Origin of the sequence: Wenyingzhuangia sp. (assembly GCF_039768515.1) — a bacterium.
Taxonomy (GTDB): Bacteria; Bacteroidota; Bacteroidia; order Flavobacteriales; family Flavobacteriaceae; genus Wenyingzhuangia.
On record NZ_JBDNAI010000075.1, the window covers coordinates 1 to 25,613 of the forward strand.

Consider the following 25,613-nt stretch of genomic DNA (forward strand, 5'->3'; position numbering starts at 1 on the left):
GTAAAAAAATTAAATACAGTGTATATACAATACCAAACAAATTTATTTTTTAAAATAAATCAAAAGGTTATTAACAGTTTATTACTTGTTTATTAAATAAAAATTCAAAGTATTTATTAGTTACAAAATATATTTTACGGTTATCAACAGTTGTGAATAAGTATAGTTAATCATTTATAAATGAATATATTATAATAATGATAACATGTTCATAAAGTAAAGTAAAGTAAAAAACAAAATTATAGATTCAATAGTTATTGTATAAATAAACACCTAATAATAACACATCATAGGTTTTATAAATTTTTTAAAAAGAAAATATTATATATAATAAGATGTTGATAAGCTTTAAAATAAAAACAATTTAATCAAATCATTCGGTATTTGCAGTACCTTTATCGAAGTAAACAAAAATAAAATATGCCTAGAGGTAAAAAGAAAAGTATTTATAAAAAGAAAGGTGGCGTTATCAAAGATTTAACGCGTAAGATATTTAAACTACTGAATGAACAGCGTGGAATACCTTTGAATTACAAACAGATTGCAAGTGCTTTAAAGTTAGAGGATCACGCTAGTAGACAGCAGTTACTACTAAAGCTAGAAGCTTTAAAAGCGCAAAAAAAAATAAAAGAAGAAAGTAAAGGTAAATTTATATTAGACGCAGAAAAACATTATCATGTAGGTACTCTTGATGTTACGAGTACTGGAAATGCTTACTTTATATGTGAAGATTTTGATTCAGATGTTTTTATTCATAAAAATAGTATTGGAGGAGGTTTAAATGGAGATACTGTTAAAACTTATGTCTATAAAAGAAAACAGAAGAATAAATTGGAAGGCGAAGTTGTAGAAGTTATAACTCGTAAAAAAACAAGTTTTGTAGGAAAGTTGCAATTGAGTTCTCGTTTTGGATTTGTTGTTGCTGATGATAGAGCTATGAATAATGATATTTTTATACCTAAAGATAAAATAGGTGAAGCTAAAGATGGTGATAAAGTTGTTGCGGATCTCACGGATTGGCCAGCAGACTCAAAAAATCCTTATGGAGTAATTACTAGAGTTTTAGGAAAATCAGGAGAACATAATACAGAAATTCATTCCATTTTAGCGCAATACGACTTGCCTTATGAATTTTTACCAGAAATTGAAGCGGCTGCTAAAGCATTAGATTTAACTATTTCGGAAGAAGAAATAGGAAAACGTAGGGATATGCGTGATGTCTTGACTTTTACGATTGATCCTAGAGACGCAAAAGATTTTGATGATGCCTTATCTTTTCAGAAATTACCAAATGGAAATTATGAAATAGGTATACATATTGCCGATGTTTCTCATTATGTAGCAGAGGGTTCACTTTTAGATGAAGAAGCATATAAAAGAGCTACTTCTGTATATTTGGTAGATAGGGTTGTTCCTATGTTACCAGAAATTTTATCAAATGGTGCCTGTTCTTTAAGGCCAGAAGAAGAGAAATTAACTTTTTCTGCTGTTTTTGAATTGAATGAGGCCGCAGAGATTAAAAAAGAATGGTATGGTAGGACTGTTATTTATTCAGACAAAAGATTTGCTTACGAGGAAGCACAAGTGATCATAGAACAACCAGATGCAAAAATACATACGATTCCAGCCTCAATTTCTATTATTGATAGAGCATATGATGTAGATCCAGAAATAGCTAAAGCTATTTTAAAAATGGATGTACTGGCTAAAATAATGAGAGGAAAACGTATGAAGTCAGGAGCTCTAGCTTTTGATAAAATAGAAACAAAATTTAACTTAAATCAGGACGGTGTTCCGATAGGAGTCTTTTTCAAAGAATCTAAAGATGCTAATAAACTGATTGAAGAATTTATGTTACTGGCTAATAAAAAAGTAGCTCAATTCGTAGGGAAAACAAAAGAAGGGGCTGTTAAGAAAACTTTTATTTATAGAGTTCATGATGAACCTAATATAGATAAATTGGAAGCTTTGGGAAATTTGGTTCAAAAATTTGGTTATTCGATTGATGTGAAATCTAGAAAATCTACGACTGCATCGCTAAATCAATTGTTAAGTGATGTTCACGGTAAAGCCGAGTCTAATATGATTGAAACACTGACCATCCGTACGATGAGTAAAGCAGAATACACAACAGAAAATATAGGTCATTATGGTTTGGCTTTTGATTATTACGGTCACTTTACATCACCAATAAGAAGATATCCTGACGTGATGGCTCATCGCTTGTTACAACACTATTTAGAGAAAGGAAAATCTGTATCTGCAGAAAATTTCGAAGAAAAATGTAAGCATTCTTCAGAGATGGAAATGTTATCTACAAGAGCAGAGCGAGATTCAATAAAATATATGCAAATCAAATACATGCAAAATTTTACGGGCACCCCTTTTAAAGGGGTAATTTCCGGAGTAACAGAATGGGGAATTTATGTAGAAGTGATGGAAAATAAATGTGAAGGAATGGTTAGAACAAGAGATATTACTAGTGATCAATTTTATTTTGATCAGGAAGAATATGCACTAGTCGGTCGTAAACACGGAACTATTTATAGGCTAGGAGATGAGGTATGGATCAAAGTAAAAAATGCAGATTTAGAGCGTAAACATTTAGATTTTTATTTGATAGAAGAATAATTTGAACTGATAGGATTATAAAATTACAGTTCTTGATATGAATAGATTTATTTTTTTCTTTTTAATCTCAAACGTTATATTTTCACAAAGTATTACTAGAAAATTAGATACTTTTAAGTCTATAAAAATAAGTAGTGCCATAGAGGTAATTTTAGAGACTGCAAATCATAGTAAAATAGAAGTTACTGGAAGTGATATTGATAAATTACAAATTAAAAATAAGAACCAAGAACTTCACTTATTTACTTCTTTAGATAAAAAATTTAAAAATGACTTAAAAGTTCATATTTATTATGAGCCAGGTTTGCGCTATCTAAAGTTAACCAATTCAGTTAAGATACATTCAAAAACTCCTATTCATGAAGAATTTTTTGAAATAGAAGCAAATCACAATGTAAAAGCAGTTTTAAGGCTAAAAACAAAACATTTGGTAGCCAAGCTTAAGTTAGGGAGTAATATTACGTTAAAAGGTACTACTGAAAGCCAAAAAATTTATGTGGGAGCGAAATGTTTTTACCATGCTTTTCAATTCATAAGTAAGCAGACTACGATCAGTGCGAACGCTTCTCTTGCAGAAATTCATGTAAGTGAGTTTTTAGAGGCAACTGCAAAATTTAAAGCTGAAATTATATACAGAGGACAGCCCAATTCCGTGAATGAAAAAACATTACTAGGTAAAGTTATTCGAAAATAAGAACCATGAAAAGTTGCTTTTTTTTATTGTATCTTTGTCGAAGATCTAAAATTTAATTAAAATGAATGTTTTAAATTTACCCCTAGGGATAATGGGAATGAACGAATGGATTATTATTGCTGTAATCGTTTTATTATTGTTTGGAGGAAGAAAAATTCCTGAGTTGATGAAAGGTCTTGGTGGCGGAATAAAAGAATTCAAAAAAGCGACCAAAGAAGAAGATAAAAAAGAAGAGATTAAGTAAAATAATTTTTTTATTAGATAAAATACCTATTCGAAAGAATAGGTATTTACATATATGAGCAATTTAACTATTCTAAAACGTACGATAAAAGATTTTAAACGGTCTTGGAGTGTTGCATTAATTGCTTCTTTACCTTTAAATTTACTACCGAGTGTTTTTATTTTTGATAAAACTGTCGGTCTTTTATTTTTCTTGATCTTGTCTGGACCTTTAAGGACAATTTTATCAAGAACTACTCTACTTATAACCCAGCAAAAATTAATAAAAACAGAAGAAATTTTTAGCGGTTTTATTTCTTTTAAAAATGCTTTAGGTGTTTTTTTATTGTCTTTAGTTTTTATTGTGTTGGGAGGTTTACTTTTTATTGTGCCAGGAATTATAATTGCTATTTGGCTCTCACAATCTTTTTTTATAATGGTTCAATATCCATCTTTAGAGCCGATGGAGGTTTTTAAAAAAAGTAAAGAAATGATGAAAGGAAATGAATTAAAGTATATCAATCTTTTCTTGTTGTTTTTTTCTTTTTCAGTAATAATTCTTTATTTTAACTTATTGTTTTTAAGTATTTTAATTGCTCCTATTCAGTACATAGCTTTTGCACACTTTTATAACAGTATAGATAAAAAATAATTCTTTTTTACTGATGAAGTATAGACTTGTTATATTTCTTTGTTTTGCTTTCGAACTTTTATTTAGCCAAAGTTCAATTGGTTTTATTGACAATTATTAAGGGATACAGTCGGTTTCTTATAACCCAGCCAATATACTCGACACTCAATATAAGTTTGATTTTAATATCATTACGACAAGTATTCATGCGGATAACAATAATTACTCCGCATACCCTTTTAAAGTTTTAGGGGATTTAAAGTTTGGTTTAAAAGACATCATTCCAAATTATATCAATTATAAAGAAACCACTTTACCTAATTCTACCTATGGTCTGCAAAATCCATCAAAATATATTTATAGAAATATCACATCCAATCGCAATAATTTTTATGCTAGCGGATCTCTCTTAGGACCCTCTTTTTTGTGGTCTATAAATCATAACAATGCAATTGCAGTTACCACAAGTCTTAGGTTTTCTAGTCAAGCACTCAATATAAACACCAAATTAATTAGCGATGTTGCTATTGATAAAAAAAAGTTAGATTTAAGCACGGCAACTTTGTCCGAAGCTATCAAATTTGTTGATGATTTTGACCTGGAATATGATCACAGCTCCGAAGGGTTTTATTGGGCAGAACTTGGAGTTTCGTATGCGGGTGTTATTAAAAGTTCGCCAAGAGATTTTTTAAAACTAGGGGGTACATTAAAATTCTTAAGAGGAATAAGAACTGCAGGTGTTTCCGTTAAAGATTTAGATCTAAATCTTAACTATAATCCCACAAACCCTACCCAAAGCTCTCTTAATTTTTCAGGGAATGTAGTTACTTCATTTTCAGAAAATGGAACCAATTTTGGAATGGGATTAGACCTGGGTATGGTTTATGAGAGGAGAGATAAAAACTTACCTGTAAATCTAATAGATAGTAGGGGTAATGTATATTATAGTAAATCTTCGTATACTTATAAATTAGGTTTTTCTATTATTGATTTTGGATATTTGAATTACGATAAAGTTGTTTCAAACAGAAATATTCCAAATAATTTTATAATCAATTTAGCTTCTTCAAACTATACTTTAGATATTGAGAATTACTTTTCAATATCTAAAGCAGTTAAGACCAAAGAAACTTATTTATTACCCACAACAGCGAGGTTTAATTTTGACTATAATATAAAAACCAAATGGTATCTTAACGCTAATTATGAGTTTTATATGCTGGGTTCAACTTCTCGAAATAGGATACATTATATTTCAAATTTTGTAATTAGCCCACGTTATGAAACAGAAAAGTTATCTATTTTTATGCCTTTTAGCTTGAATGAATTTGGTTTTTTTAAGTCTGGAATTGGAATTAGAACGGGTTATTTCTTTTTAGGAAGCTCTTCTTTATTTACCAATTTGTCTAGTTATTCTAAAAGTGGTGACTTGTTCTTGGGATTAAAAATTCCCTTCTTAGACAAAAAAGTAGTTAAGGAATATAAGTATTCCATAGACAAAAAACATTCTAACTCTAAGTTAAACAGAAGACGTTAAATAGCGTGTTATTTTTCTTTCTCCTTATTATTTGAGTTTTCTTGAATTTTATTTGCTGCAACCAGACTTGTAACCATATCGTTTAACATACTACTTGCTGCATTTGGGTTGTTAGGAAGCAAAATTAAATTACTATTACTTTCAGAGCCAATAGATTGAAGTGTGTCGTAGTGTTGGGTAATCACAATAAGAGCTGAAGCTTCTTGACTGTTGATGCCAGCATTGTTTAATACATCTACAGACTCCTCAAGACCTCTAGCAATTTCTCTACGTTGATCTGCAATACCTTTTCCCTGTAATCTTTTACTTTCTGCTTCACCACGTGCTCTTTCCACAATAGATATTCTTTGCGCGTCTCCCTCAAATTGTGCGGCTATTTTTTCACGTTCTGCAGCGTTTATCCTATTCATCGCTTCTTTTACTTGCGCATCAGGATCTATGTCTGTAACTAATGCTTTAACGATATCATACCCATAGCTGAGCATTGCCTCTTTTAGTTCTCTTTGAATAGCCAAAGCAATATCATCCTTTTTCTCAAAAACATCATCTAACTTCATTTTTGGTACTTCTGCTCTAACGACATCAAAAATATAAGCTGTAATTTGATCATGAGGATTTTGTAATTTATAAAAAGCATCTTTTACTTTTTCTCTTAAGATTTGAAATTGAACCGATATTTTCATTTGAACGAAAACATCGTCTTTAGTTTTCGTTTCTACCAAAACATCTAATTGTTGAATTTTTAAACTTACTCTTCCTGCTATTTTATCGATCAAAGGAATTTTAAAATTAAGTCCCGCCTGTCTTGTCCCTACAAATTTTCCAAACCTTTCTACAATGGCAGTGGTTTGTTGTTGTACAGTAAATATACCCAGAATCCCTATAAGGGTAATGATTGTAATGATGATATAAGTTGAAGTCATAATGAAGTATTTTATTTAAAGATACTGTTTTTTTACATAAAAAAGCCTTGAGTTGGTGCTCAAGGCTTGGTTACAGTGTTTTTTATTTCATTTTATCAATGGCATTTTGTATTCTTAATATGCAGTTATCTTTACCGACCATTTCCATAATATCAAATAGGTGTGGTCCCTGCATAGCACCAACAATACTTAATCGAAGGGGTTGCATTATTTTCCCAAAGCCAAATCCAGTACTATTGATATACTCCTTAGTTTTTTCTTCAATGTTAGCGCTTTTAAACTCCTTTATTTCCATCAACAGATTCACTATACTTTCCATGAGTTCTGAAGTGTTTTCTTTCCATTGTTTTCTAACTGCTTTTTCATCATAAGAGGAGGGGTTTTTGAAGTAATAGTGTGACAGGCTCCATAAATCTTTAGTGAATACCGCACGTTCTCTTACCGTACCGATAACTTTTGAAATATAGTCATCTGTATGCCCAGCTACATTTTTTTCAAACTGTAGTTTAAATTCGTTTACAATTTTTTCTAATGGTAAACATTGCATGTACTGTTGGTTAAACCAATTTGTTTTTTCTGGACTAAACTTAGCTCCAGATTTAGAAACTCTTTCAAGGCTAAATTCTTTTGTCAATTCCTCTAATGAGAATATCTCTTTTTCGTTTCCAGGATTCCAACCTAAGAATGCCAGCATATTTATAAATGCCTCGCTAAAAAACCCATCCTCTCTGTATCCTCTAGACACCTCATTGTTTTGCTTGTTGGTATAGTTTAATGGAAACACAGGAAAGCCTAGCTTGTCCCCATCTCTTTTGCTCAGTTTTCCTTTCCCTACAGGTTTTAAAATTAATGGAAGGTGAGCAAATTTAGGGGTGATCCAACCCAACGCTTCATACAGCAAAGTGTGAAGGGGTAAAGAAGGTAGCCATTCTTCCCCACGGATGACATGACTGATTTCCATCAAGTGATCGTCAACAATATTTGCCAAATGGTAGGTTGGTAAACCATCTGATTTAAAGAGTATTTTATCGTCTAACGTATTTGTGTCTACAACGATTTCCCCACGGATCATATCATCCATGATTAGTTTTTGATTTTTAGGAGTTTTAAATCTAATGACATATTTTTCACCAGTATCTAGTTTCTTCTCTATCGCCTCCTTTGAAAGTTGTAATGAGTTGTTTAATGTGTCTCGTGTTTTGTTGTTGTAAACAAATACTGTTTTTTCTGCTTCTGCAGTTGATCTCAACGCGTTCAGCTCCTCACTTGTATCAAAGGCATAGTAGGCTTGTCCACTAGCAACCAATGCATCAGCGTATTTTTTATAGATATGTTTTCTTTCAGATTGACGGTATGGACCATATTTTTCGTTTTTGTCAGGTCCTTCATTATATGGAATTCCACACCACGCTAGGGCATCTTTTATATAGCCTTCAGCGTTTTCTACAAACCTGGTCTGGTCTGTATCTTCAATTCTCAGTATAAAATCACCATTGTGTTTTTTGGCAAATAAATAATTAAATAACGCGGTTCTAACCCCTCCAATATGTAATGGTCCTGTTGGACTTGGTGCAAATCTTACACGTACCTTTTCCATGGTTTTGAATTTTATGGTATTAAAGAGCAAATATACTTTATCTATCAATTTTTTTAATTGTTTATACTTTATTTTATTCTGTTTCAATCTATCATCCTTTTTATTACCTTTGTATTGTTAAATACTAGATATGATTATTTTTAACTATGAGTCTGATTTTAAGCTTGTTAACGAAGAGTTTTACTCTAAGTGGATTACTAATGCAATCTTAAATGAAGGTTTTGAAGTTGGTGAAATCAACTATATTTTTTGTGATGATGCGTATCTTCATCAACTTAACGTTGAGTTTTTAGCTCATGATACCTTAACGGATATTATTAGTTTTGATTATTCCATTGGTAAGTTGATTTCTGGTGACGTATTTATTTCTATAGAAAGAGTTAAAGACAATGCAAATGATTTAAACATTTCTTTTGATTTGGAGTTGCCAAGGGTTGTCATACATGGAATACTTCATTACTGCGGATACAAAGATAAAACCACTAGTGACGCGGTGATGATGAGAAAAAAAGAAGAACAATATATGTTTCTTTTGTCTTAACATAAGTTCCACGTGGAACACTGACAAGTTAAATGTTTTTATAAAGATATACTATGAGTTTATTTACTGATACTTATGATGTTATTGTGGTTGGAGCTGGCCATGCGGGTTCAGAAGCTGCTGCCGCTGCTGCTAACATGGGCTCTAAAACCCTATTGGTCACCATGAGTTTACAGAACATCGCTCAGATGAGTTGTAATCCTGCAATGGGAGGGATTGCTAAAGGTCAAATTGTACGAGAGATAGATGCTTTAGGAGGTTATAGTGGTATCGTTACTGATAAAACAGCGATACAGTTTAAGATGTTAAACAAATCTAAGGGTCCGGCCATGTGGAGTCCTAGGGCGCAATCAGATAGAATGCGTTTTGCTGAAGAATGGAGACTCATGTTAGAACAAACAGATAATTTGGACTTTTATCAAGATACGATCAAAGGTCTTGTCATCGAAGATGGTGTGATCAAAGGGGTCAAAACAGGATTAGGTTTTATTATCAAAGCCAAGTCTGTTGTGATTACTGCGGGTACTTTCCTAAACGGTTTGATTCATATAGGAGAGAAATCGTTTGGCGGTGGAAGGTCTGGAGAAAGTGCTTCCACGGGTATCACGGAAGATCTTGTTAAAGCTGGTTTTGAGTCCGGAAGAATGAAGACAGGAACACCTCCTAGGGTAGACGCTCGTTCATTAGATTTTACCAAAATGATTGAGCAACCAGGAGATGAGCATCCTGAAAAGTTTTCATATCTACCTACTACTCAAAATCTGACCACTCAGAAATCTTGTTACATGAGTTATACTTCCCAAGAAGTACACGATTTGTTAAGGTCAGGTTTTGACAGATCTCCTATGTTCAACGGAAGGATACAGTCAACAGGGCCAAGGTATTGTCCTTCCATAGAGGATAAAATAGATAGATTTGCTTCAAAAGACAGACATCAGATTTTTGTCGAACCTGAAGGGTGGGACACTGTAGAAATTTATGTTAACGGCTTTTCAACTTCATTACCTGAAGATGTTCAAGATATGGCTTTACGCAAAGTTGCAGGATTTGAGAAGGTTAAGTTTTTACGCTACGGTTACGCCATAGAATATGATTTTTTCCAACCCACACAGTTACGTCATTCGCTAGAAACAAAACTGGTTGACAACCTATTTTTTGCTGGTCAAATTAATGGAACTACTGGCTATGAAGAGGCAGGTGCTCAGGGTTTGATGGCTGGAATCAACGCAGCCCTAAAAGTACAAGACAGACCACCTTTCATACTAAAAAGAGACGAAGCTTATATTGGTGTATTGATTGACGACCTGATTACTAAAGGTACAGAAGAGCCTTACAGAATGTTTACTTCTCGAGCAGAGTATAGAACTTTGCTCCGTCAAGATAACGCTGATATTAGATTGACTCCTTTGTCTAATGCCATTGGATTGGCTTCTGACGAACGCTTGCGAAGGGTAAACCAGAAAGTTTTACATTCTGATCTTTTGGTTAAATTTTTACATGAGACAAGTATCAAACCAGAGGATGTTAATCCTGTTTTGATTTCTAAAAATTCAGCTGTTGTCAAACAGTCTGTTAAAATGTTTAAAATAGCATCGCGTCCTCAGATTGATTTTAAAGATGTCATAAACTTCCCAGGCGTTGCAGATTTTGTTAAGCAGCATCATATTGACAACGATGCTGTTGAGCAAGCAGAAGTAAAAGTAAAATATGCAGGCTATATAGAAAAAGAAAAGAACAATGCAGACAAGTTACAGCGCCTTGAAAACATCTCTATTCCAAAAGCTTTTGATTATCACAAAGTCAAATCTTTATCTATCGAAGCTCGTCAGAAATTAACAAAAATTCAACCCATAACCATATCTCAGGCTAGTAGAATCAGCGGCGTATCACCCTCTGACGTTTCCGTTTTGTTGGTTTATATGGGAAGATAAATATAAAGTTCCACGTGGAACAATTGAAAACATAGTTTAAGCAAGTGGACTTGCTTTTGTGTAATAAAAACTTGTGATAAGTATATCCTATGGCTTTAGAAAAGTATTTAAAAACGAAAGATTTTTCAGTTTCAAAAGAAACATTCGAATTGTTGTTAGATGATCGAATTGACTTGTTGGTCACCAATCCAAGACCTAATAAAGAAGATTTAGCAAAATATTACGACACGGAAGATTACATTTCACATACTGATCGTAAAAGATCAATTACGGATAGGGTTTATGGTTTCGTGAAAAAAATTACATTGAATCACAAGCTAGAAATGTTAGATGCATTTGATATTCAAGAAAAAACGATTTTAGATATTGGCTGCGGAACAGGAGATTTTTTGAATGTGTGTCAACAAGCAGGTTGGAATGTTACTGGTATTGAGCCCTCAGAAAAAGCGAGAAATAAAGCGTTGGAAAAGCTCAGGAAAGATACTTATGTCTATTCTGATGTTCATGCTTTTTTTGAAGATGATTTTGCTGGGGAGGTGAAAGATTTTGACTACAAACAAAGTTACAAACAGACGAAGTTGTATCATCACTCAGAGTACGAGTTGAAGAATGTTGAGGATGAAGTTTTAAAGTTTAAGGAAGATTATACACCTGAACATAAAACATATCAATTTGATGTAATTACGATGTGGCACGTACTGGAACATGTTCATGACCTAGACAAATATATCTATAGGCTAAAGCAGCTGTTGAAGCCGGGTGGAGTTTTGGTCATCGCTGCTCCTAATTATAAAAGTTATGATGCCGAATTTTACCAAGAGCACTGGGCAGGATTTGATGTTCCAAGGCATTTGTGGCACTTTTCCCAAACAGCTATTCACCGATTGTTTTCAACCGAATTCATGAAGGTTGTAAAAACTGTTCCAATGAAATTTGATGCTTTTTATGTGTCTCTTTTGAGTGAACAATACAAAAACGGGAAGAAGAATTTTTTCAAAGCTATTTACCGTGGGGTAAAGTCTAATCTTAAAGCTAAAAGAACTGGAGAGTATTCTTCACTCATTTATGTCCTTAAAAATATGTAAAACGGTATTTAAATCTGTTTTAAGCGATTTAAAAAGATGTCTCGCTGTTGTGTGTGTTCTTTTCTGTGTAACTCACTTAGCGCGTCTCCTTTAGGTTTGTTTTTTTCTGTGTTTTGCTATGAGAAATCATTTTTAAATAGGTTTTGATTATAGTAATGTATTTTGCGTTCTTGTCGTTTTGTTCGGGTTATTGCTTTTAAATTCTTACATAAAATTTTGTTCCTAAAATTTGTATTGTTTTTTTGTTGGCTATCCCTTTATCAACTCTATAGAAGAACGCGCATGTTCCTGTTTTTTTTATTTTAAACTCTGTCTCAAACGTTAGTCTGTATTTTTCGTATTGACCAGTTTCGTTGTTTATATAGCGTTTAAAAATTTCACCAGAAACCTTTGGCATAGATTTCCATTTTCTTAGATCATAAGCCAAGGATGTTTCTAGTCTTGCGTGCCTTATTGAGAAGTTTGTATTACCAAATTCATTTAAGTTTTGGTATCGTAGTCTGTTATTGAGAGAGAATTTGTAGATTTTATGGGTTAAATTTCCATCAATGTTAAATCTAAAATATTTTTTATCTTCTTTTTTAGGTCCTACGTTTTCGTTAATGAACCTCGATCCAACATTCAATTTAAAATTTTGAAGTAGCGTGTGACCAATATTTATATCTGTAAAAGATTGGTTTATGGTCATAGAATTTTCTTTTAAACGGAGTTGTTCTTCTAATTTAAAGTCCCATTTCTCGTTTAATTTATGGATGACACCAATAGAAGTCCAAGTGTGAAAATCAGTTTGATTCTGTTCAGAAGCAGTTTGTCCAGAAGATTTGAAAGCCATCATGCTTAGGGTAAAGATTACGATAGATTTTCTTTTTTCTTGTATAGTGGTTAGTAAGTTCAAATAGATCATTTTAGTTTTTAAACGCCCTCATTTCAGACAGGGTCAAAGTAAAATTTTTGATTTCAACAAGTTTCTAAATACCAACCTATAATTGTCAAGGCCATATAGATCCCCAAGTTTGCGGCTCCTTGATAATCGTTCGCTATTCTTTGACCAAACAGAAGTATCAAAATGGTACAAGCAGTAATTTTAAAGGAGAAGGCAATTGGGATCAACGGAGATAGCATTCCCATAAGTAATGTTAATGTCACCATTGTGTTTAGTATGACCAATAGCCACCAAAAGTATTTTGCTGATTTTTCAAGCTTTAGGTGATGAGCCAAAAACAAGGAGTACCCTTGTTTGTCCTTTAATTTTTCAAATAAAGAATATCCAAAAGATATAAAAAGAAAACACTGTATAGTAAGTATCATTGAGGGTCTTATTTACTTCTTGATTTGTTAAGTTTTTGATGAGGATTGTTGTACGTCTAGAAGTCCAGATTGGGCTATGGAGTGGTTTCTTGTTCTTTCGAGTGCAACAATCTAGTCAGCTTTATAGAAGTGTCTAAGAGGATTAGTTTTGCATTACCATTTCTTTCTATATGGTAAATGGTATCGTTTAGTTCAGCATTGATGGCTTCTATATTTCCACTATGTATAAAAGGAGCAAACTTCTTAAGGCTAAATCCATCAGTTTGGCTATTGTAAAAAACCAAATCTTTTGCACCATAGTTATATAACAATGCCTGTCTAAAAAACTGAAGGCAAAAATTTAAAAATTGTTTTTGTTTTTCACGACCCATTTTTCCAATCATTTCAGACCATCCAATCAGGTCTTGAATCACCGTTGGGTTTCCTTTAGCTTTAAAAGCGGCACGTACCCACGTGATAAAAAGTTGTTCATATTCTTTATCGTTTCCTTCACTTTTTAAGAGTTCTAGAGCTTTTTGATAACTGCCTTCAGCACTGTAAGCAATTTTTTTTGCCTCAGCAGGAAAAGAATTCTCACGATCTATAAGTGCCTCCGTAATATTTTCATCACTTAACAAAGGAAATTCTAAGATTTGACAACGGGATAAAATAGTGTTGATTAGTAATTCTGGTTTTTCTACGATCAGTAAGAAAATGGTTTTAGCAGGGGGTTCCTCTAGTAATTTTAATAGTTTATTTGCAGCGGCATTGTTCATTTTTTCTGCCATCCAAATAATCATAATTTTGTAGCCACCCTCGTATGATTTTAGTTTAATTGCATTTACAATCTCTTCGGCCTCGTCGACACCTATTTGGCCTTGTTTGTTTTCTATTCCTAAACGTTGATACCATTGGAACAAGCTTCCGTAAGGATTTTCTTTAACAAAAATTCTCCAATCCTTTAAAAATAGTTTACTAACTGGATGTTTTTTTACATTGTCGTTTACTGCTGTTGGAAAGGCAAAATGTAAATCAGGGTGTTGTAGTTTTGCAACCCTTGCGTCGCAGGTCTCATTATGATTGCACAAGATATATTGAGCGTATGCGATGGCTGAAGCTAATGTACCAACACCGTTAGCACCAACAAACAATTGTGCGTGAGCAATCCTGTCATGGTCAGCGGACCTTTTTAGGTGATTGATAATATGTTGTTGTCCAATAATTTGATTAAATAGCATAACATTTTAACCTGTAAAGTCAACTTCAAATTTACAATTTAATTATCACCAAAATAAATTAATATTAATTAAAACGTTTTAGTTAATTTCACGCATTGCAATACTTAGAATAAGAATCAAGCTTTATATTTGCAACACATCAATTTAGATTTGACACATGAAAACAATCAATGATTTTAATTTTGAAGGTAAAAAAGCCTTAATAAGAGTAGATTTTAACGTGCCCCTGGACGCTGATTTTAACGTTACAGACACAACAAGGTTAAAGGCTGCAAAACCAACAATAGCGAAAATTCTCAAAGATGGAGGAGCAGCTGTTTTGATGTCACATTTAGGACGCCCAAAAGGAGTAGAAGATCAATTTTCTCTACGTCATATCGTAAAGAAAGCTTCAGAAATTATTGGAGTAGAGGTCAAATTTGTTCCTGCGACTGTTGGTTCACAAGCTGAAGCTGCTGTAGCAACGTTGCAACCGGGAGAGGTTTTACTTTTGGAAAACTTACGATTCTTTGCAGAAGAGACAAAAGGAGATGTTGCTTTTTCGGAACAACTATCTAAATTAGGAGATGTATATGTTAATGATGCTTTTGGTACTGCTCACCGTGCTCATGCATCGACTACAATTGTTGCACAATTTTTTAAAGATAAATTGGCAGGTTTGGTTATTGAAGCGGAATTGGTAAATGCAGATAAAGTTTTAAAAGGTGGCGTAAAGCCAGTAACAGCAATAATGGGTGGAGCTAAGGTCTCTGATAAAATTTTAATTATTGAAAAATTATTAGATGTTGCGGATAATATTATCATCGGTGGTGGTATGTCATACACATTTGTAAAAGCAAAAGGAGGTAACATTGGGAACTCTTTGTGTCAAAATGATTTGTTAGATTATGTTTTGGAATTAGAAGGAAAAGCTAAGGCCAAAGGAGTGAAATTGATATTTCCTCAAGACAATTTATTAGGAGATGCTTTTTCTAATGATGCCAACACTCAAGTAGTTCCAACAGGCCAAATACCGGAAGGATGGGAAGGTTTTGATATTGGACCAAAAACAATCGAGCTTTTCTCAAGCGTTATTAAAGAGTCTAAAACTGTGATTTGGAATGGTCCTATGGGGGTTTCTGAAATTCCATTATATGCGTCAGGTACTATTGAAGTCGCAAAAGCGGTAAAAGAGGCTACTGAAAAGGGCGCATTTTCATTAATCGGAGGTGGAGATTCAGCTGCGGCTATAAACAATCTAGGTTTTGGAGAAGATGTATCTTACGTTTCTACGGGAGGTGGTGCCTTATTAGAATATATGGAAGGTAAAACATTACCAGGTATTGCAGCTTTAATGGAGTTGTAAGAATAAAAACAAATAAAGTAAAAGGCGTTTCTAAATTTTTGAAACGCCTTTTTTTATGTAATTTTAAAATTTAAAAACTAAGTTAGATATGAAATATACCCATATTCCAAAAACAGATATTAAGGTCTCTAAAATTTGCTTGGGAACCATGACGTACGGAGAACAAAACACAGCCTCTGAAGCACATGAGCAATTGAATTATGCGGTTTCTAAAGGGGTCAATTTCATAGATACTGCAGAAATGTATTCTGTTCCTGGAAGAAAAGAAACACAAGGAAGTACAGAGAAAATAATAGGGACTTGGTTGAAAGATCAAAAGCGAGATGAATTGGTCATTGCAACAAAGGTAACAGGCCCTAATCCTGGTTTGTCATATATAAGAGAACCTCAACAGTTTTCTAAGAAAATGATTCACAGTGCCATAGAACAAAACTTGAAACGCTTACAGACGGATTATGTAGATGTTTATCAATTGCATTGGCCAGATAGGAACACAAATTTTTTTGGAAAATTAAATTACAAGCATCAAGCACAGGAAAAATGGGTAGATAATATTCGTGTTGCTGTATCTGCTATGGATGATTTGGTGAAACAAGGTAAAATTCGACATTATGGATTGTCTAATGAAACTCCTTGGGGGGTAATGAGGCACCTACAAGAGTCAGTAAGCAATGACTTGACCAGGTGTAAGACCATCCAAAACCCGTATTCTTTACTGAGCAGAACTTATGAAGTGGGTATCGCTGAGGTAGGTATGAGAGAAGAAGTAGGACTATTGGCTTATTCTCCTCTAGCTTTTGGGATGTTGTCAGGGAAATACTTACCGGGAGGAAACGCCACGGAAAAGGATAGAATAAATAAATTTCCACAATTTTCTAGATATAATAGTAAACAGTCAGCTTTTTTAACCCAGAAATATGCAAATTTAGCAAAAGAATTAGGTTTAAGTTTGACACACTTGGCTTTGGCTTTTGTCAATCAACAACCCTGGGTTACTGCAAACATCATTGGAGCAACCAAAATGAATCAGTTACAGGAAAACATTGGTTCTATAGAAATTGATTTGTCAGAAGAAGTGCTTGTTAAAATTGATGAAATTCAAAAATTACAACCGAATCCTGCGCCCTAACAAGCATCATTAAAAAGAAAAAGGCACTTTACAAAGTGCCTTTTTCTTTTTAATAACCTATTTTAGATCTTACTCTTTCTAATACCGAATTGGCAACAGCTTGGGCTTTATTAGCACCAATGGCTAGTGCTTTGTCAATCTCGTGTAAATTTTTCATGTAATAGTTATACTTACTGCGCTGTTCAGAAAAAGTATCAAGCAACAATTCATAGAAGGCTTGTTTGGCGTGGCCATATCCGTAGTTTCCACCTTCATAATTTGATCTCATTTGTTCAATTTGTTTATCAGTAGCTAGGATCTTGTAAAGCGCGAATAAATTACAGGTTTCAGGGTTTTTAGGATCTTCAAGAGGAGTACTGTCAGTTTCTATTTTCATGACCTGCTTTCGTAATTTTTTATCCTCTAAAAAAATATCAATGATATTCCCTTGAGATTTACTCATTTTTCCTCCATTAGTTCCAGGAACATATTGGCTAGATTCTTGAATTTTAGCAGTTGGCAGCACAAATGTATCTCCCATTTGATGGTTAAATCTATTGGCGACATCTCGTGTAATTTCCAAATGCTGCAATTGATCTTTTCCAACGGGGACAATTTCTGCATCATACAACAAAATATCGGCTGCCATTAGCATAGGATAATCAAATAAACCAGCATTTACATCTTCTAAACGATCTGCTTTGTCTTTAAAAGAATGAGCTAAAGTTAACCTTTGATACGGGAAATAACAGTTTAAATACCAAGTCAATTCGGTCGTTTGAGGAACATCGCTTTGTTTGTAAAATACGGTTTTGTGAACATCTAAGCCAAAAGCTAGCCATGCGGCGGCAGTGCTATAAGTGTTTTGCTTTAGGGTCTCGCTGTTTTTAATTTGTGTTAGAGAATGCAAATTTGCGATAAATAGAAAAGATTCGTTTTCGGGATCATTTGCCATTTCAATTGCGGGGATAATTGCACCCAACAAATTCCCTAAATGAGGAGTTCCTGTACTTTGTACACCGGTTAAAATTCTTGCCATTTAATTTAAAAAATAATGTTTTGAGCAAAAATACACTTTCGTAAAAATATATGTTGCTGTGAGTCTAATTTATTTTCTGTGAGGCAATCACCAATTTTTATATGGGTTTTTGCTCAATTGAGAATTGTAGTATTTTATATCTCCGGTTACTTCTTCGCCCAGCCACTTTGGTTTTTCAAAAGATTCCTTTTCTGAGGACAGCTCAATTTCTCCAACAATTAGTCCTTTGTTATCCCCTTCAAAAACATCAACTTCAAAAGTATGATGTTTATATTTTACAAGATACCTTGTTTTGCGTATTGCTCCGGGTTCACAGATTGCTAATAAACGAGTTGCTTCGTCAATAGAAATTTTCTTTTCCCATTCAAATCGGGTAGTCCCTGATTTATTAGAACTTCCTTTTATGGTTAAAAATCCTTGATTGTTTTTTATTCTTACCCGAACAGATCGATTTTTGTTTGAGTTTAAGTATCCTTGTTCTATAAGATGGCTATCAAAACTTTCTTTTATGAAAGTCAAATCATTAATTAAAAATTTGCGTTCAATTTCAGTGTAATTCATAAAAAATATTTAGGTTTACCATACACGAGTAAAGTTAACGAAAATACCTGTAAGAATAGATTGTAAAGTTTAGTTTAGGGCTTGTCCGTAACAAATGTTTTAATCTATCTTGTTAGGAGTTTATATTTTGATTTAATAGAACTTAAAAATAACTTTGTTAATAGATCAACTAATTACCTTTTTACTGCAGAATGCTCTTACAAAAAATAGATAACAAAATTTGGTTTCAGCTTTACGTAAATTTGTGTGTGGCTGTTTTTGTAAGCCTACCTTCGTATGTACACTTACCATTAGCATCAGCCAAAGAATATGCTATATACACCGTTCATTTTTTATTGTTACAAATAACATTATACGGATTCACTTATCTTTTAACGTTAAACAAGTATTTATTTAAAGTTGGTTTCAGTATACTATTTATATTGTCATCACTTGTTTCTTTTTGGGTATATACGATGGATATTACCATATCAGTGGATTTAATACAGATCTCTTTAGAATCTAAACCCGATATTTTTTTTGATTTGGTATCCACCCCTTTGGTTTTGTACTTCTTTCTGATTTTTTTAGTGCTATACAGTATTTTAGTTTTTCAAACTAAGGTTCATTGGGACTTCAAGAAAAGGTATAAGGGTTTGGTTTTTTCCTTGTTAGCGATAGTTCTCTTCTTTCTATCAGAACAAAAAAAGTATGGTGTTTTTAAGAGAAGAATGCCCTATGTATTCTTTGACAAAACCAAAGAATATTTTAATCAAAAACCCATACAACTCAATGAGGTCTCAGAGAATTTGTTTTCAAAGAACAAGATGAATATTGTATTTGTTTTAGGAGAATCTGTCAGAGCAAAAAACATGCAGTTAAATGGCTATCCTAGAGCAACAAATCCTTTACTTTCGTTAAGGAAAGATGTCTATTCATTGAAAAATATTTATACACCCAACACATATACCGCCAAAAGTGTTCCTCAAATTTTAACCAGCCAAAGCATTAATGATACACAAGATCAAAGTATTTATTCTTTATATTCAGTTTTAAACAAGGCCAATTATAATACTGTTTGGATTGGGAACCAGACTCCAGAAAAAAGTTATAGAGATTTAATTTACCAGAACAAGAGTGTAAGTCTTATTGATGTGGAGCACTCGGTGTTGAGTTATCATAAAAAATATGACACGGAGTTGATCAATACCTTTAAGGAGCAGTATCAAGAAAACCAAGCTAACTTTTACACCCTCCATATGATTGGCAGCCATTGGTGGTATGAGAGTAGATATTCTGAGGAGTTTAAAAAATTTACACCCGTAGTTAAAACAAAATACCTACCTTCAAGCTCTGAAGAAGAGCTGATCAATTCTTATGACAATACGATTGTCTATTTAGATTATTTTTTAAACGAAATGATTACTTTTTTGGAACAAAAGGAAGAGGAGACCATTTTGATTTACTTGTCCGATCATGGAGAAATATTGGGAGAAGACGATAAGTGGTTGCACGGTCAAGATCATGAGGCCAGCAAAAATCCAGCTGGAATTATATGGAGCTCGAAAAAGTTTAAAAAGAACTCTCCACAAAAATTAGACGGCTTAATACAAAACCTTAATCGTGAGGTATCCACTGATTTTTTATACCACAGTGTCTTAAGTCTTATAGAAGTTCAATCCTTTGATTATGCTCCAAATAAAAGTATATTTATAAACAAACCATAACTCTGAAATTATAATTTTTGCCTATTAACTTTTTTGAATGATGAAATATATTTATTTATATCTGTTGATGTTTATTCAGGTTGTCTTTGGCCAAACAGATTATACAGATCAGTGGCGTGATTTCTATTCTTACAACAATGTAAAGGATTTTGTTATTGGGGAGAGCAGATTATACGCCATCTCTAATAACGCAATGTTTACCTATGATACTGAAACCAAAAAAACTCAGAAATTTTCATCTGTAAATGGTTTGTCAGGAACCACAACTTCGAGTATCTCTTTTGATGAGTATTCGGGAAATATTATCATTGGTTATGAAAACGGATTAATAGAAATTATTTCGCAAGAGCATAATGTTTATCCAATCACAGGGATAAGAGACAACCTTATACTAGTTAACAAAATAGTTAATGGAGTCTATAGCCATCAAAAACAGTCTTATGTTTATGGGGATTTTGGGATTGTTCAGTTGGATGTTGAGAAGCTAGAATTTGGAGATACATATAAATTGAGTAACACGGGTAATGCCAGCGTTGTAAATGAAATGGTGTACCATGATGATATGCTTTATGTAGGAACGACAAACGGCTTGTATAAAATTGATTTGTCTTTGAATCCTGTTGACATAGAGAACTGGGATCTCGTTACTTCGGGAAATATTACCAATTTATTAAACTTAGGGGATGAGGTTTATTTCACAAAAGGATCAAGTGTCTTTAAGTCAGCCAATCCAGCATCAGCTATTATTACAGAGTCCCAAAACATTTTAGAAATAAATAAACAAAAAACGACTAATGATTTGATGGTTACTTTATCGAACAAGATAGTGCTGTATGAAAATGAGTTGTTCACCAAAACAAATCAAATCGTTTTTGCGGATGCCCAAGATTACAGTTTTACCACAACCAAAGCTATAGTTTATGAGGAAAATCTTTTTGTAAATACTAGTGAGTTTGGTGTTTTGAAGACTACTTTAACAGATAAGGTCAACTATACAGAAATCCATCCGAATGGCCCTTCTGCTAACGATGTCTTTAGTATTTCAATAGCAGAAGATCAAGTATGGGTTACTTATGGAGGGCACAATCTTACTTACAATGGGTTAAATAAATATAGAGGTGTAGATTGTTTAGTCGATGGTGAGTGGCAGTATTTGAGCAATAATGAGATAGGAAGTAAAAAAGATTATTTAAAAGTTCTTATAGATCCTTTTGATAATTCTAAAACCCTGATTGCTAGTTTAAGAGACGGGGTTACAGAGTTGGTTGATTTTAAGTTTGTGAATCGATGGGAAAGAGAAAACACATACAATATTTTACCAGGGCATTTATCTGTTGGAGAAGCTTTTGTTGGGAATATGATTGTAGACAACAATAATATTATTTGGACAGCGAACTCTAGAGCAAAAGACAACCTCTTTTTTTCATCTTATAATGGTGCGAAAACGGGAGCGGATAGATGGGAGTCCTCAATTCCTTTTCCTGATATTGAAGGTAGCGAAGGGATTGTAAGGGGGTTTAATAAAATGTCTGTTGATCAGAACAATAATGTATTTGCAGCTACTGCCAGAACAGGAATATTCGCTTTTGACGCCAATCCAATTGAAAATGAAACAGACAGAAATATAGCAATTTTAGACAATTCTGCTCATCAAGGTCAATTGCCATCAAATTATGTATATGCAGTTGTTTCGGATGAAAATAATAGAATATGGATTGGAACCGCTCTGGGCTTAGTTGTTTTTGATGACTATGAAAATTTATTTAAGGAAACAAAAAGACCTGTAAAGACTTTAATTATTGAAGAAAATGGAGTTGCTAGAGAATTTTTAGGAGACATTCAAGTTAATGACATTATTATTGACTTGGCAGGGAATAAATGGTTTGCTACACAAGGAGCAGGAGTGATTCAAACCTCGTCAGATGCTCAAACGACATATAACATTTTTAATACATCAAACTCACCTTTACCAGAAGATATCGTGATTGACTTGGAGCTTGATAAGACTACAGGAGAAATTTATATGGTGACCAATAAAGGGGTATTGTCTTATGATAGTAAAAATGAACCTTTTGGTTCGAATATAACTCCTGTAATTGGCTATCCTAATCCTGCTATCAAAAATAAGCCAGGCCACGAAATAATAACAATTGTTGCTAAAGATGGAAATGGTATTCCAGAAGGGACCAACGTTAAAATAATAGATATGTCTGGGAAGCTAGTGTATGAGAAAAACGTCAACAGTTACAGTGGAAACTTTGGAGGGAAGGTCGTATGGGACAAAACCAATTTGAGGGGGAATACTGTTGTATCCGGTATTTATGTTGTTTTGCTCTCAAGCGCTGACGGGTCAGAAACAACATCAACTAAAATTGCGATCGTAAACTAATGCAAATACATACCAAAGCAATAGTTATTAGTGCGCTAAAATACGGCGATAGCGGTCTTATTGTAAAGTGTTATACGCAGCAAGACGGATTAAAATCATATTTATTACAGTCTATATTGAAAAGAAAAAAAGGGAAGGTCAACAAATCTTCTTTTCTTCCTCTTTCAGTTCTTCAAATACAAGCATCTCACAATAGTAAAGGGGCATTAAATAGTATTTCCGAAGCAAGAACATTACACCCATTCACAACCTTACATGTAGATTTTATAAAACAGTCTATAGTCTTTTTTTTATCAGAGTTTTTAAGTTCTGTATTAGGAGAAGAAAAAGGGGAAAATGACGTTTTATTCGATTTTTTAGAAAACACGATTGTTTGGTTAGATCTTCATGACCAAGTGGCAAATTTTCATTTGGCTTTTTTAATTCAATTGACGAAATGCTTGGGATTTTATCCCGATACAACAAGTCAAGAAATACTTCCTTTTTTTGATCTCAAAGAAGGAAAGTATATTACTGGAAATGGAGTAAATGTAATTCAAGGAGACACGTTAATTCTCTTTAACAAGGCGTTAGGCATAAAATTTGATAAGTTAGAGGTCAAGTTGTTTAGTAAACATCAAAGAACTGTTGTTTTAGATGTTTTGCTAAAATATTATGAATTGCATTTGTCTTCTTTTAGGCGACCGAAGTCTTTAGAGGTCCTTTCAAAAATATTAGAATAATGTTTAGGTTGTTTTTCTTTTTGTGTTGTTTCTCACTGATCTCATATTCACAGCAGATTAGTGTATTAGACGCGTATACTCAAGAGGAAATAGAAGGAGTTGAGGTGCAGGAAGTTTTTTCTAGAAAGAAAAAATGGACCAACACACTGGGTTTGGTTTTTTTTAAGGACTTAAATAAAAAATCAGTTCTAATTTTAAAACATCAAAACTACAACGATCTACAGATAAAAATTAAAAATATAGAAGGTTCTATTTATTTAGAACCAAATTCAGAGGGTTTGGAAAGTGTTGTGTTGTCGATATCTAGGACAGCGGAAAAAAAGCATAAAATACCTGAAAGAATAGAAATAGTTACCCAAAAAGAAATTGATTATATCTCGCCCCAAACCTCAGCAGATTTATTGGCAAATATATCAGGGATAAGGGTCCAGAAATCGCAGTTAGGAGGGGGTTCTCCAGTGATTAGAGGAATGGAGTCAAATAGAGTTCTTTTAGTTGTAGATGGAGTAAGGATGAACAACGCAATATACCGAAACGGACATTTACAAAATTCAATAACAGTAAGTCCCTTTGCTTTAGAACGAACAGAAGTTGTGTTTGGTCCAGCTTCTGTTACTTATGGTTCGGATGCTTTAGGAGGGGTTGTTCATTATTACACAAAGAATTTAAAGTACAGTAAAAACAAGAAGATCAATTCAAAACTATTTTACAGGCACAGTACGGTAAATAATGAACACAGTACGAATTTTAGTTCAGAGGTTTCAAATCAGAAATGGGCGTCTTTTACCAACGTATCCTACAGCGATTTTGGAGATTTAAAGATGGGTAAAAACAGAACCCACGGGTATAAAGAATGGGGAAAGATTTATCAATATTCTCAGAACACAAAAGAAAAGTATTACCCCTACAGCACTCTTAACACCAATCCTAATATCCAAAGGAACACGGGATACCATCAATTGGATGTTTTACAGAAAATAATGCTTCCGATACATCAAAACGTTAATCTTGTAATCAACGGCCAGTTTAGCACCACGAATGATGTTCCAAATTTTGGTAAAATGAATCTTATTAAAGATGGGGACCTTAGATTTTCAGAATGGTATTATGGGCCACAGCAAAGACTGTTGATTTCTGCCCAAGCCAAATTTAGAGACTATAAATCAATCTTGAAAAATGGAACTCTGACGTTGGCTTATCAGAATATTTTAGAATCTAGGGTACAACGAAATTTTGGTTCCTTAGACAGGAACTCACGATTTGAGGAAGTTGATGTTTATTCTTTAAATGGAGATTTTTTTATTCCACTAGGTAGTAAAAAACAGAACAAATTGTTTTATGGTTTAGAGTTGGTGCATAACAATGTAAATTCTGTCGCAAAAGGAGAGATTTTGCTCATTTCAGGGAATAAAGTTGAGGGAGCAGAAATCAATACAAATATTAGTACTCGTTATCCAGATAGAGGAAGTAGTTACAGTAGTGCTGCAATTTACACTTCATTTAAACAAGAGTTAAGTAAAAAGCATATTCTAAATCTTGGAGTAAGGTTGACTTCAACACTGTTGCAAGCACAGTGGGATAAAAGTTTATCTCCTGTTTTAAATCAAAAATTAGTGTTAAATAATAGTGCTTTTACAGGTTCCTTAGGATACATCTTTAAACCTTATCCAACGGATAAAATAAGCATTGTTTTTTCTAAAGGGTTTAGAACACCTAATGTAGATGATATTGGAAAAATAAGGGAAAAATCTGGTAAATTAACAGTTCCTAATACGCGTTTACAGCCCGAACATTTATACAGTGCAGAAATTGGAATAACAAAAAAACTACCTAGAAGTAAGATGTATTTAGAAAGCAATATTTATTATACGCTTTTGAATCATTATATAGGAAGAAAACCTTCCTCAGAATTTGGATCAGCTATACGCTATGATGGTCATGTTTTTGAGGATCAAGATATCTTAGCCAACACAAATCTGGGGAAGGCAATCATTTATGGAGCTACTTTTAATGCCAAGTGGGAATGTGTAAAAGATGTTAAAACCTATGGAGGAGTTACCTATACAAAAGGGAACTCTTATCACAATCAGGAGCCTCTGTCTTCTATACCACCTTTGTTTGGAAATGTTTCTTTGGGGATTTATAAAAGGTGGTTTGATGTTTCTTTTGACTACAGGTTTTCACTGGAAAAAACACTTGAGAGCTATAATCTTACTGAAGGTATTGACAATCTTCAAGAAACCCCTAATGAAGAAGGAACACCCAATTGGGCGATTTTAAATTTTAATAGTAATTTTCGCTACAACAAAAATGTAAGACTCCAGTTTCAGATTCAGAATATTTTAGATATTCATTACAAAGAATTTGCGTCTGCTATCAGTGCTCCTGGACGAAATTTATCTGCTGCCATAGCATATTCATTCTAA

At 33.3% G+C, this 25,613-nt stretch carries 21 protein-coding genes; 14 read left to right on the forward strand and 7 right to left on the reverse strand.

What is annotated here, in order from left to right:
* Window positions 1-420 precede the first annotated feature (420 nt).
* From rnr to ABF281_RS04510, 5 genes are all read left to right on the forward strand, one after another.
* Window positions 421-2,631 (forward strand): ribonuclease R, encoded by a 2,211-nt coding sequence (gene rnr / locus ABF281_RS04490; protein ID WP_347180498.1) that lies wholly within the window; start codon window positions 421-423, stop codon window positions 2,629-2,631.
* Between the two features lie 37 nt (window positions 2,632-2,668).
* The gene (locus ABF281_RS04495) at window positions 2,669-3,325 is read left to right on the forward strand and encodes a DUF2807 domain-containing protein (protein WP_347180499.1); all 657 of its coding nucleotides are present in this window, start codon (window positions 2,669-2,671) and stop codon (window positions 3,323-3,325) included.
* Window positions 3,326-3,386: 61 nt separating this feature from the next.
* On the forward strand, window positions 3,387-3,569 hold the full coding sequence (locus ABF281_RS04500; RefSeq protein WP_347180500.1) for a twin-arginine translocase TatA/TatE family subunit: 183 nt from the start codon (window positions 3,387-3,389) through the stop codon (window positions 3,567-3,569).
* A 54-nt stretch (window positions 3,570-3,623) separates the two neighbouring features.
* The gene (locus ABF281_RS04505; protein ID WP_347180501.1) at window positions 3,624-4,199 is read left to right on the forward strand and encodes a hypothetical protein; all 576 of its coding nucleotides are present in this window, start codon (window positions 3,624-3,626) and stop codon (window positions 4,197-4,199) included.
* 133 nt (window positions 4,200-4,332) lie between these two features.
* On the forward strand, window positions 4,333-5,715 hold the full coding sequence (locus tag ABF281_RS04510) for a DUF5723 family protein (protein ID WP_347180531.1): 1,383 nt from the start codon (window positions 4,333-4,335) through the stop codon (window positions 5,713-5,715).
* 8 nt (window positions 5,716-5,723) lie between these two features.
* On the opposite strand, the gene ABF281_RS04515 is transcribed toward ABF281_RS04510, so the two are convergent.
* Both ABF281_RS04515 and gltX read right to left on the reverse strand, forming a co-directional pair.
* Window positions 5,724-6,638 carry an SPFH domain-containing protein gene (locus ABF281_RS04515; protein ID WP_347180502.1) on the reverse strand — a complete coding sequence of 305 codons (915 nt, stop codon included), beginning with the start codon at window positions 6,636-6,638 and terminating at the stop codon, window positions 5,724-5,726.
* An 82-nt stretch (window positions 6,639-6,720) separates the two neighbouring features.
* The gene (gltX, locus tag ABF281_RS04520) at window positions 6,721-8,235 is read right to left on the reverse strand and encodes a glutamate--tRNA ligase (protein WP_347180503.1); all 1,515 of its coding nucleotides are present in this window, start codon (window positions 8,233-8,235) and stop codon (window positions 6,721-6,723) included.
* A gap of 130 nt (window positions 8,236-8,365) precedes the next feature.
* On the opposite strand from gltX, the gene ybeY reads away from it, so the two are divergent.
* The 3 genes from ybeY to ABF281_RS04535 all read left to right on the forward strand — a co-directional run bounded on the left by ybeY (window position 8,366) and on the right by ABF281_RS04535 (window position 11,792).
* Window positions 8,366-8,776, forward strand: a complete 411-nt coding sequence (gene ybeY, locus ABF281_RS04525; RefSeq protein ID WP_347180504.1) for an rRNA maturation RNase YbeY — start codon at window positions 8,366-8,368, stop codon at window positions 8,774-8,776.
* Window positions 8,777-8,829: 53 nt separating this feature from the next.
* Window positions 8,830-10,707: a tRNA uridine-5-carboxymethylaminomethyl(34) synthesis enzyme MnmG gene (mnmG, locus tag ABF281_RS04530; protein WP_347180505.1), complete on the forward strand. Its 1,878-nt coding sequence runs from the start codon at window positions 8,830-8,832 to the stop codon at window positions 10,705-10,707.
* 89 nt (window positions 10,708-10,796) lie between these two features.
* The gene (locus ABF281_RS04535) at window positions 10,797-11,792 is read left to right on the forward strand and encodes a class I SAM-dependent methyltransferase (protein WP_347180506.1); all 996 of its coding nucleotides are present in this window, start codon (window positions 10,797-10,799) and stop codon (window positions 11,790-11,792) included.
* Between the two features lie 196 nt (window positions 11,793-11,988).
* Here the strand turns inward: ABF281_RS04535 and ABF281_RS04540 are convergent, their stop codons facing one another.
* The 3 genes from ABF281_RS04540 to ABF281_RS04550 form a co-directional block, all read right to left on the reverse strand.
* Complete coding sequence (locus ABF281_RS04540) at window positions 11,989-12,687, reverse strand: DUF2490 domain-containing protein (protein ID WP_347180507.1); 699 nt, start codon at window positions 12,685-12,687, stop codon at window positions 11,989-11,991.
* Window positions 12,688-12,749: 62 nt separating this feature from the next.
* Window positions 12,750-13,100, reverse strand: a complete 351-nt coding sequence (locus ABF281_RS04545; RefSeq protein WP_347180508.1) for a hypothetical protein — start codon at window positions 13,098-13,100, stop codon at window positions 12,750-12,752.
* 74 nt (window positions 13,101-13,174) lie between these two features.
* Window positions 13,175-14,317 (reverse strand): DNA polymerase III subunit delta', encoded by a 1,143-nt coding sequence (locus ABF281_RS04550; protein ID WP_347180509.1) that lies wholly within the window; start codon window positions 14,315-14,317, stop codon window positions 13,175-13,177.
* Window positions 14,318-14,474: 157 nt separating this feature from the next.
* Between ABF281_RS04550 and ABF281_RS04555 the strand changes: the two genes are divergently transcribed.
* Together ABF281_RS04555 and ABF281_RS04560 are read left to right on the forward strand one after the other, a co-directional pair.
* Entirely contained in the window at window positions 14,475-15,662 is a 1,188-nt protein-coding gene (locus tag ABF281_RS04555; RefSeq protein WP_347180510.1) for a phosphoglycerate kinase, read from the forward strand.
* An 88-nt stretch (window positions 15,663-15,750) separates the two neighbouring features.
* Window positions 15,751-16,791 (forward strand): aldo/keto reductase, encoded by a 1,041-nt coding sequence (locus ABF281_RS04560; RefSeq protein ID WP_347180511.1) that lies wholly within the window; start codon window positions 15,751-15,753, stop codon window positions 16,789-16,791.
* Window positions 16,792-16,840: 49 nt separating this feature from the next.
* On the opposite strand, the gene trpS is transcribed toward ABF281_RS04560, so the two are convergent.
* A complete protein-coding gene (gene trpS / locus ABF281_RS04565; RefSeq protein WP_347180512.1) occupies window positions 16,841-17,809 on the reverse strand; it encodes a tryptophan--tRNA ligase in 969 nt (322 codons plus the stop codon).
* Window positions 17,810-17,896: 87 nt separating this feature from the next.
* The gene (locus ABF281_RS04570) at window positions 17,897-18,370 is read right to left on the reverse strand and encodes a CYTH domain-containing protein (RefSeq protein WP_347180513.1); all 474 of its coding nucleotides are present in this window, start codon (window positions 18,368-18,370) and stop codon (window positions 17,897-17,899) included.
* Window positions 18,371-18,618: 248 nt separating this feature from the next.
* On the opposite strand from ABF281_RS04570, the gene ABF281_RS04575 reads away from it, so the two are divergent.
* Genes ABF281_RS04575 through ABF281_RS04590 form a run of 4 tightly spaced genes read left to right on the forward strand, consistent with a single transcriptional unit; the run spans window position 18,619 to window position 25,613 of the window.
* Entirely contained in the window at window positions 18,619-20,076 is a 1,458-nt protein-coding gene (locus tag ABF281_RS04575) for a phosphoethanolamine transferase (RefSeq protein ID WP_347180514.1), read from the forward strand.
* A gap of 37 nt (window positions 20,077-20,113) precedes the next feature.
* Window positions 20,114-22,465, forward strand: a complete 2,352-nt coding sequence (locus ABF281_RS04580; RefSeq protein ID WP_347180515.1) for a two-component regulator propeller domain-containing protein — start codon at window positions 20,114-20,116, stop codon at window positions 22,463-22,465.
* Window positions 22,465-23,187 (forward strand): DNA repair protein RecO, encoded by a 723-nt coding sequence (gene recO / locus ABF281_RS04585; protein ID WP_347180516.1) that lies wholly within the window; start codon window positions 22,465-22,467, stop codon window positions 23,185-23,187. Before ABF281_RS04580 ends, recO begins: the two co-directional genes overlap by 1 nt.
* Window positions 23,187-25,613, forward strand: coding sequence for a TonB-dependent receptor (locus tag ABF281_RS04590; RefSeq protein WP_347180517.1), 2,427 nt, complete (start codon window positions 23,187-23,189; stop codon window positions 25,611-25,613). The genes recO and ABF281_RS04590 overlap by 1 nt, the downstream gene beginning before the upstream one ends.

Bases quoted from the DNA above. Each gene is read 5' to 3' on its own strand.
- rnr (WP_347180498.1), top strand. From the start codon at position 421: ATGCCTAGAGGTAAAAAGAAAAGTATTTATAAAAAGAAAGGTGGCGTT.
- ABF281_RS04495 (WP_347180499.1), top strand. From the start codon at position 2,669: ATGAATAGATTTATTTTTTTCTTTTTAATCTCAAACGTTATATTTTCA.
- ABF281_RS04500 (WP_347180500.1), top strand. From the start codon at position 3,387: ATGAATGTTTTAAATTTACCCCTAGGGATAATGGGAATGAACGAATGG.
- ABF281_RS04505 (WP_347180501.1), top strand. From the start codon at position 3,624: ATGAGCAATTTAACTATTCTAAAACGTACGATAAAAGATTTTAAACGG.
- ABF281_RS04515 (WP_347180502.1), bottom strand. From the start codon at position 6,638: ATGACTTCAACTTATATCATCATTACAATCATTACCCTTATAGGGATT.
- gltX (WP_347180503.1), bottom strand. From the start codon at position 8,235: ATGGAAAAGGTACGTGTAAGATTTGCACCAAGTCCAACAGGACCATTA.
- ybeY (WP_347180504.1), top strand. From the start codon at position 8,366: ATGATTATTTTTAACTATGAGTCTGATTTTAAGCTTGTTAACGAAGAG.
- mnmG (WP_347180505.1), top strand. From the start codon at position 8,830: ATGAGTTTATTTACTGATACTTATGATGTTATTGTGGTTGGAGCTGGC.
- ABF281_RS04535 (WP_347180506.1), top strand. From the start codon at position 10,797: ATGGCTTTAGAAAAGTATTTAAAAACGAAAGATTTTTCAGTTTCAAAA.
- ABF281_RS04545 (WP_347180508.1), bottom strand. From the start codon at position 13,100: ATGATACTTACTATACAGTGTTTTCTTTTTATATCTTTTGGATATTCT.
- ABF281_RS04550 (WP_347180509.1), bottom strand. From the start codon at position 14,317: ATGCTATTTAATCAAATTATTGGACAACAACATATTATCAATCACCTA.
- ABF281_RS04555 (WP_347180510.1), top strand. From the start codon at position 14,475: ATGAAAACAATCAATGATTTTAATTTTGAAGGTAAAAAAGCCTTAATA.
- ABF281_RS04560 (WP_347180511.1), top strand. From the start codon at position 15,751: ATGAAATATACCCATATTCCAAAAACAGATATTAAGGTCTCTAAAATT.
- trpS (WP_347180512.1), bottom strand. From the start codon at position 17,809: ATGGCAAGAATTTTAACCGGTGTACAAAGTACAGGAACTCCTCATTTA.
- ABF281_RS04570 (WP_347180513.1), bottom strand. From the start codon at position 18,370: ATGAATTACACTGAAATTGAACGCAAATTTTTAATTAATGATTTGACT.
- ABF281_RS04580 (WP_347180515.1), top strand. From the start codon at position 20,114: ATGATGAAATATATTTATTTATATCTGTTGATGTTTATTCAGGTTGTC.
- recO (WP_347180516.1), top strand. From the start codon at position 22,465: ATGCAAATACATACCAAAGCAATAGTTATTAGTGCGCTAAAATACGGC.
- ABF281_RS04590 (WP_347180517.1), top strand. From the start codon at position 23,187: ATGTTTAGGTTGTTTTTCTTTTTGTGTTGTTTCTCACTGATCTCATAT.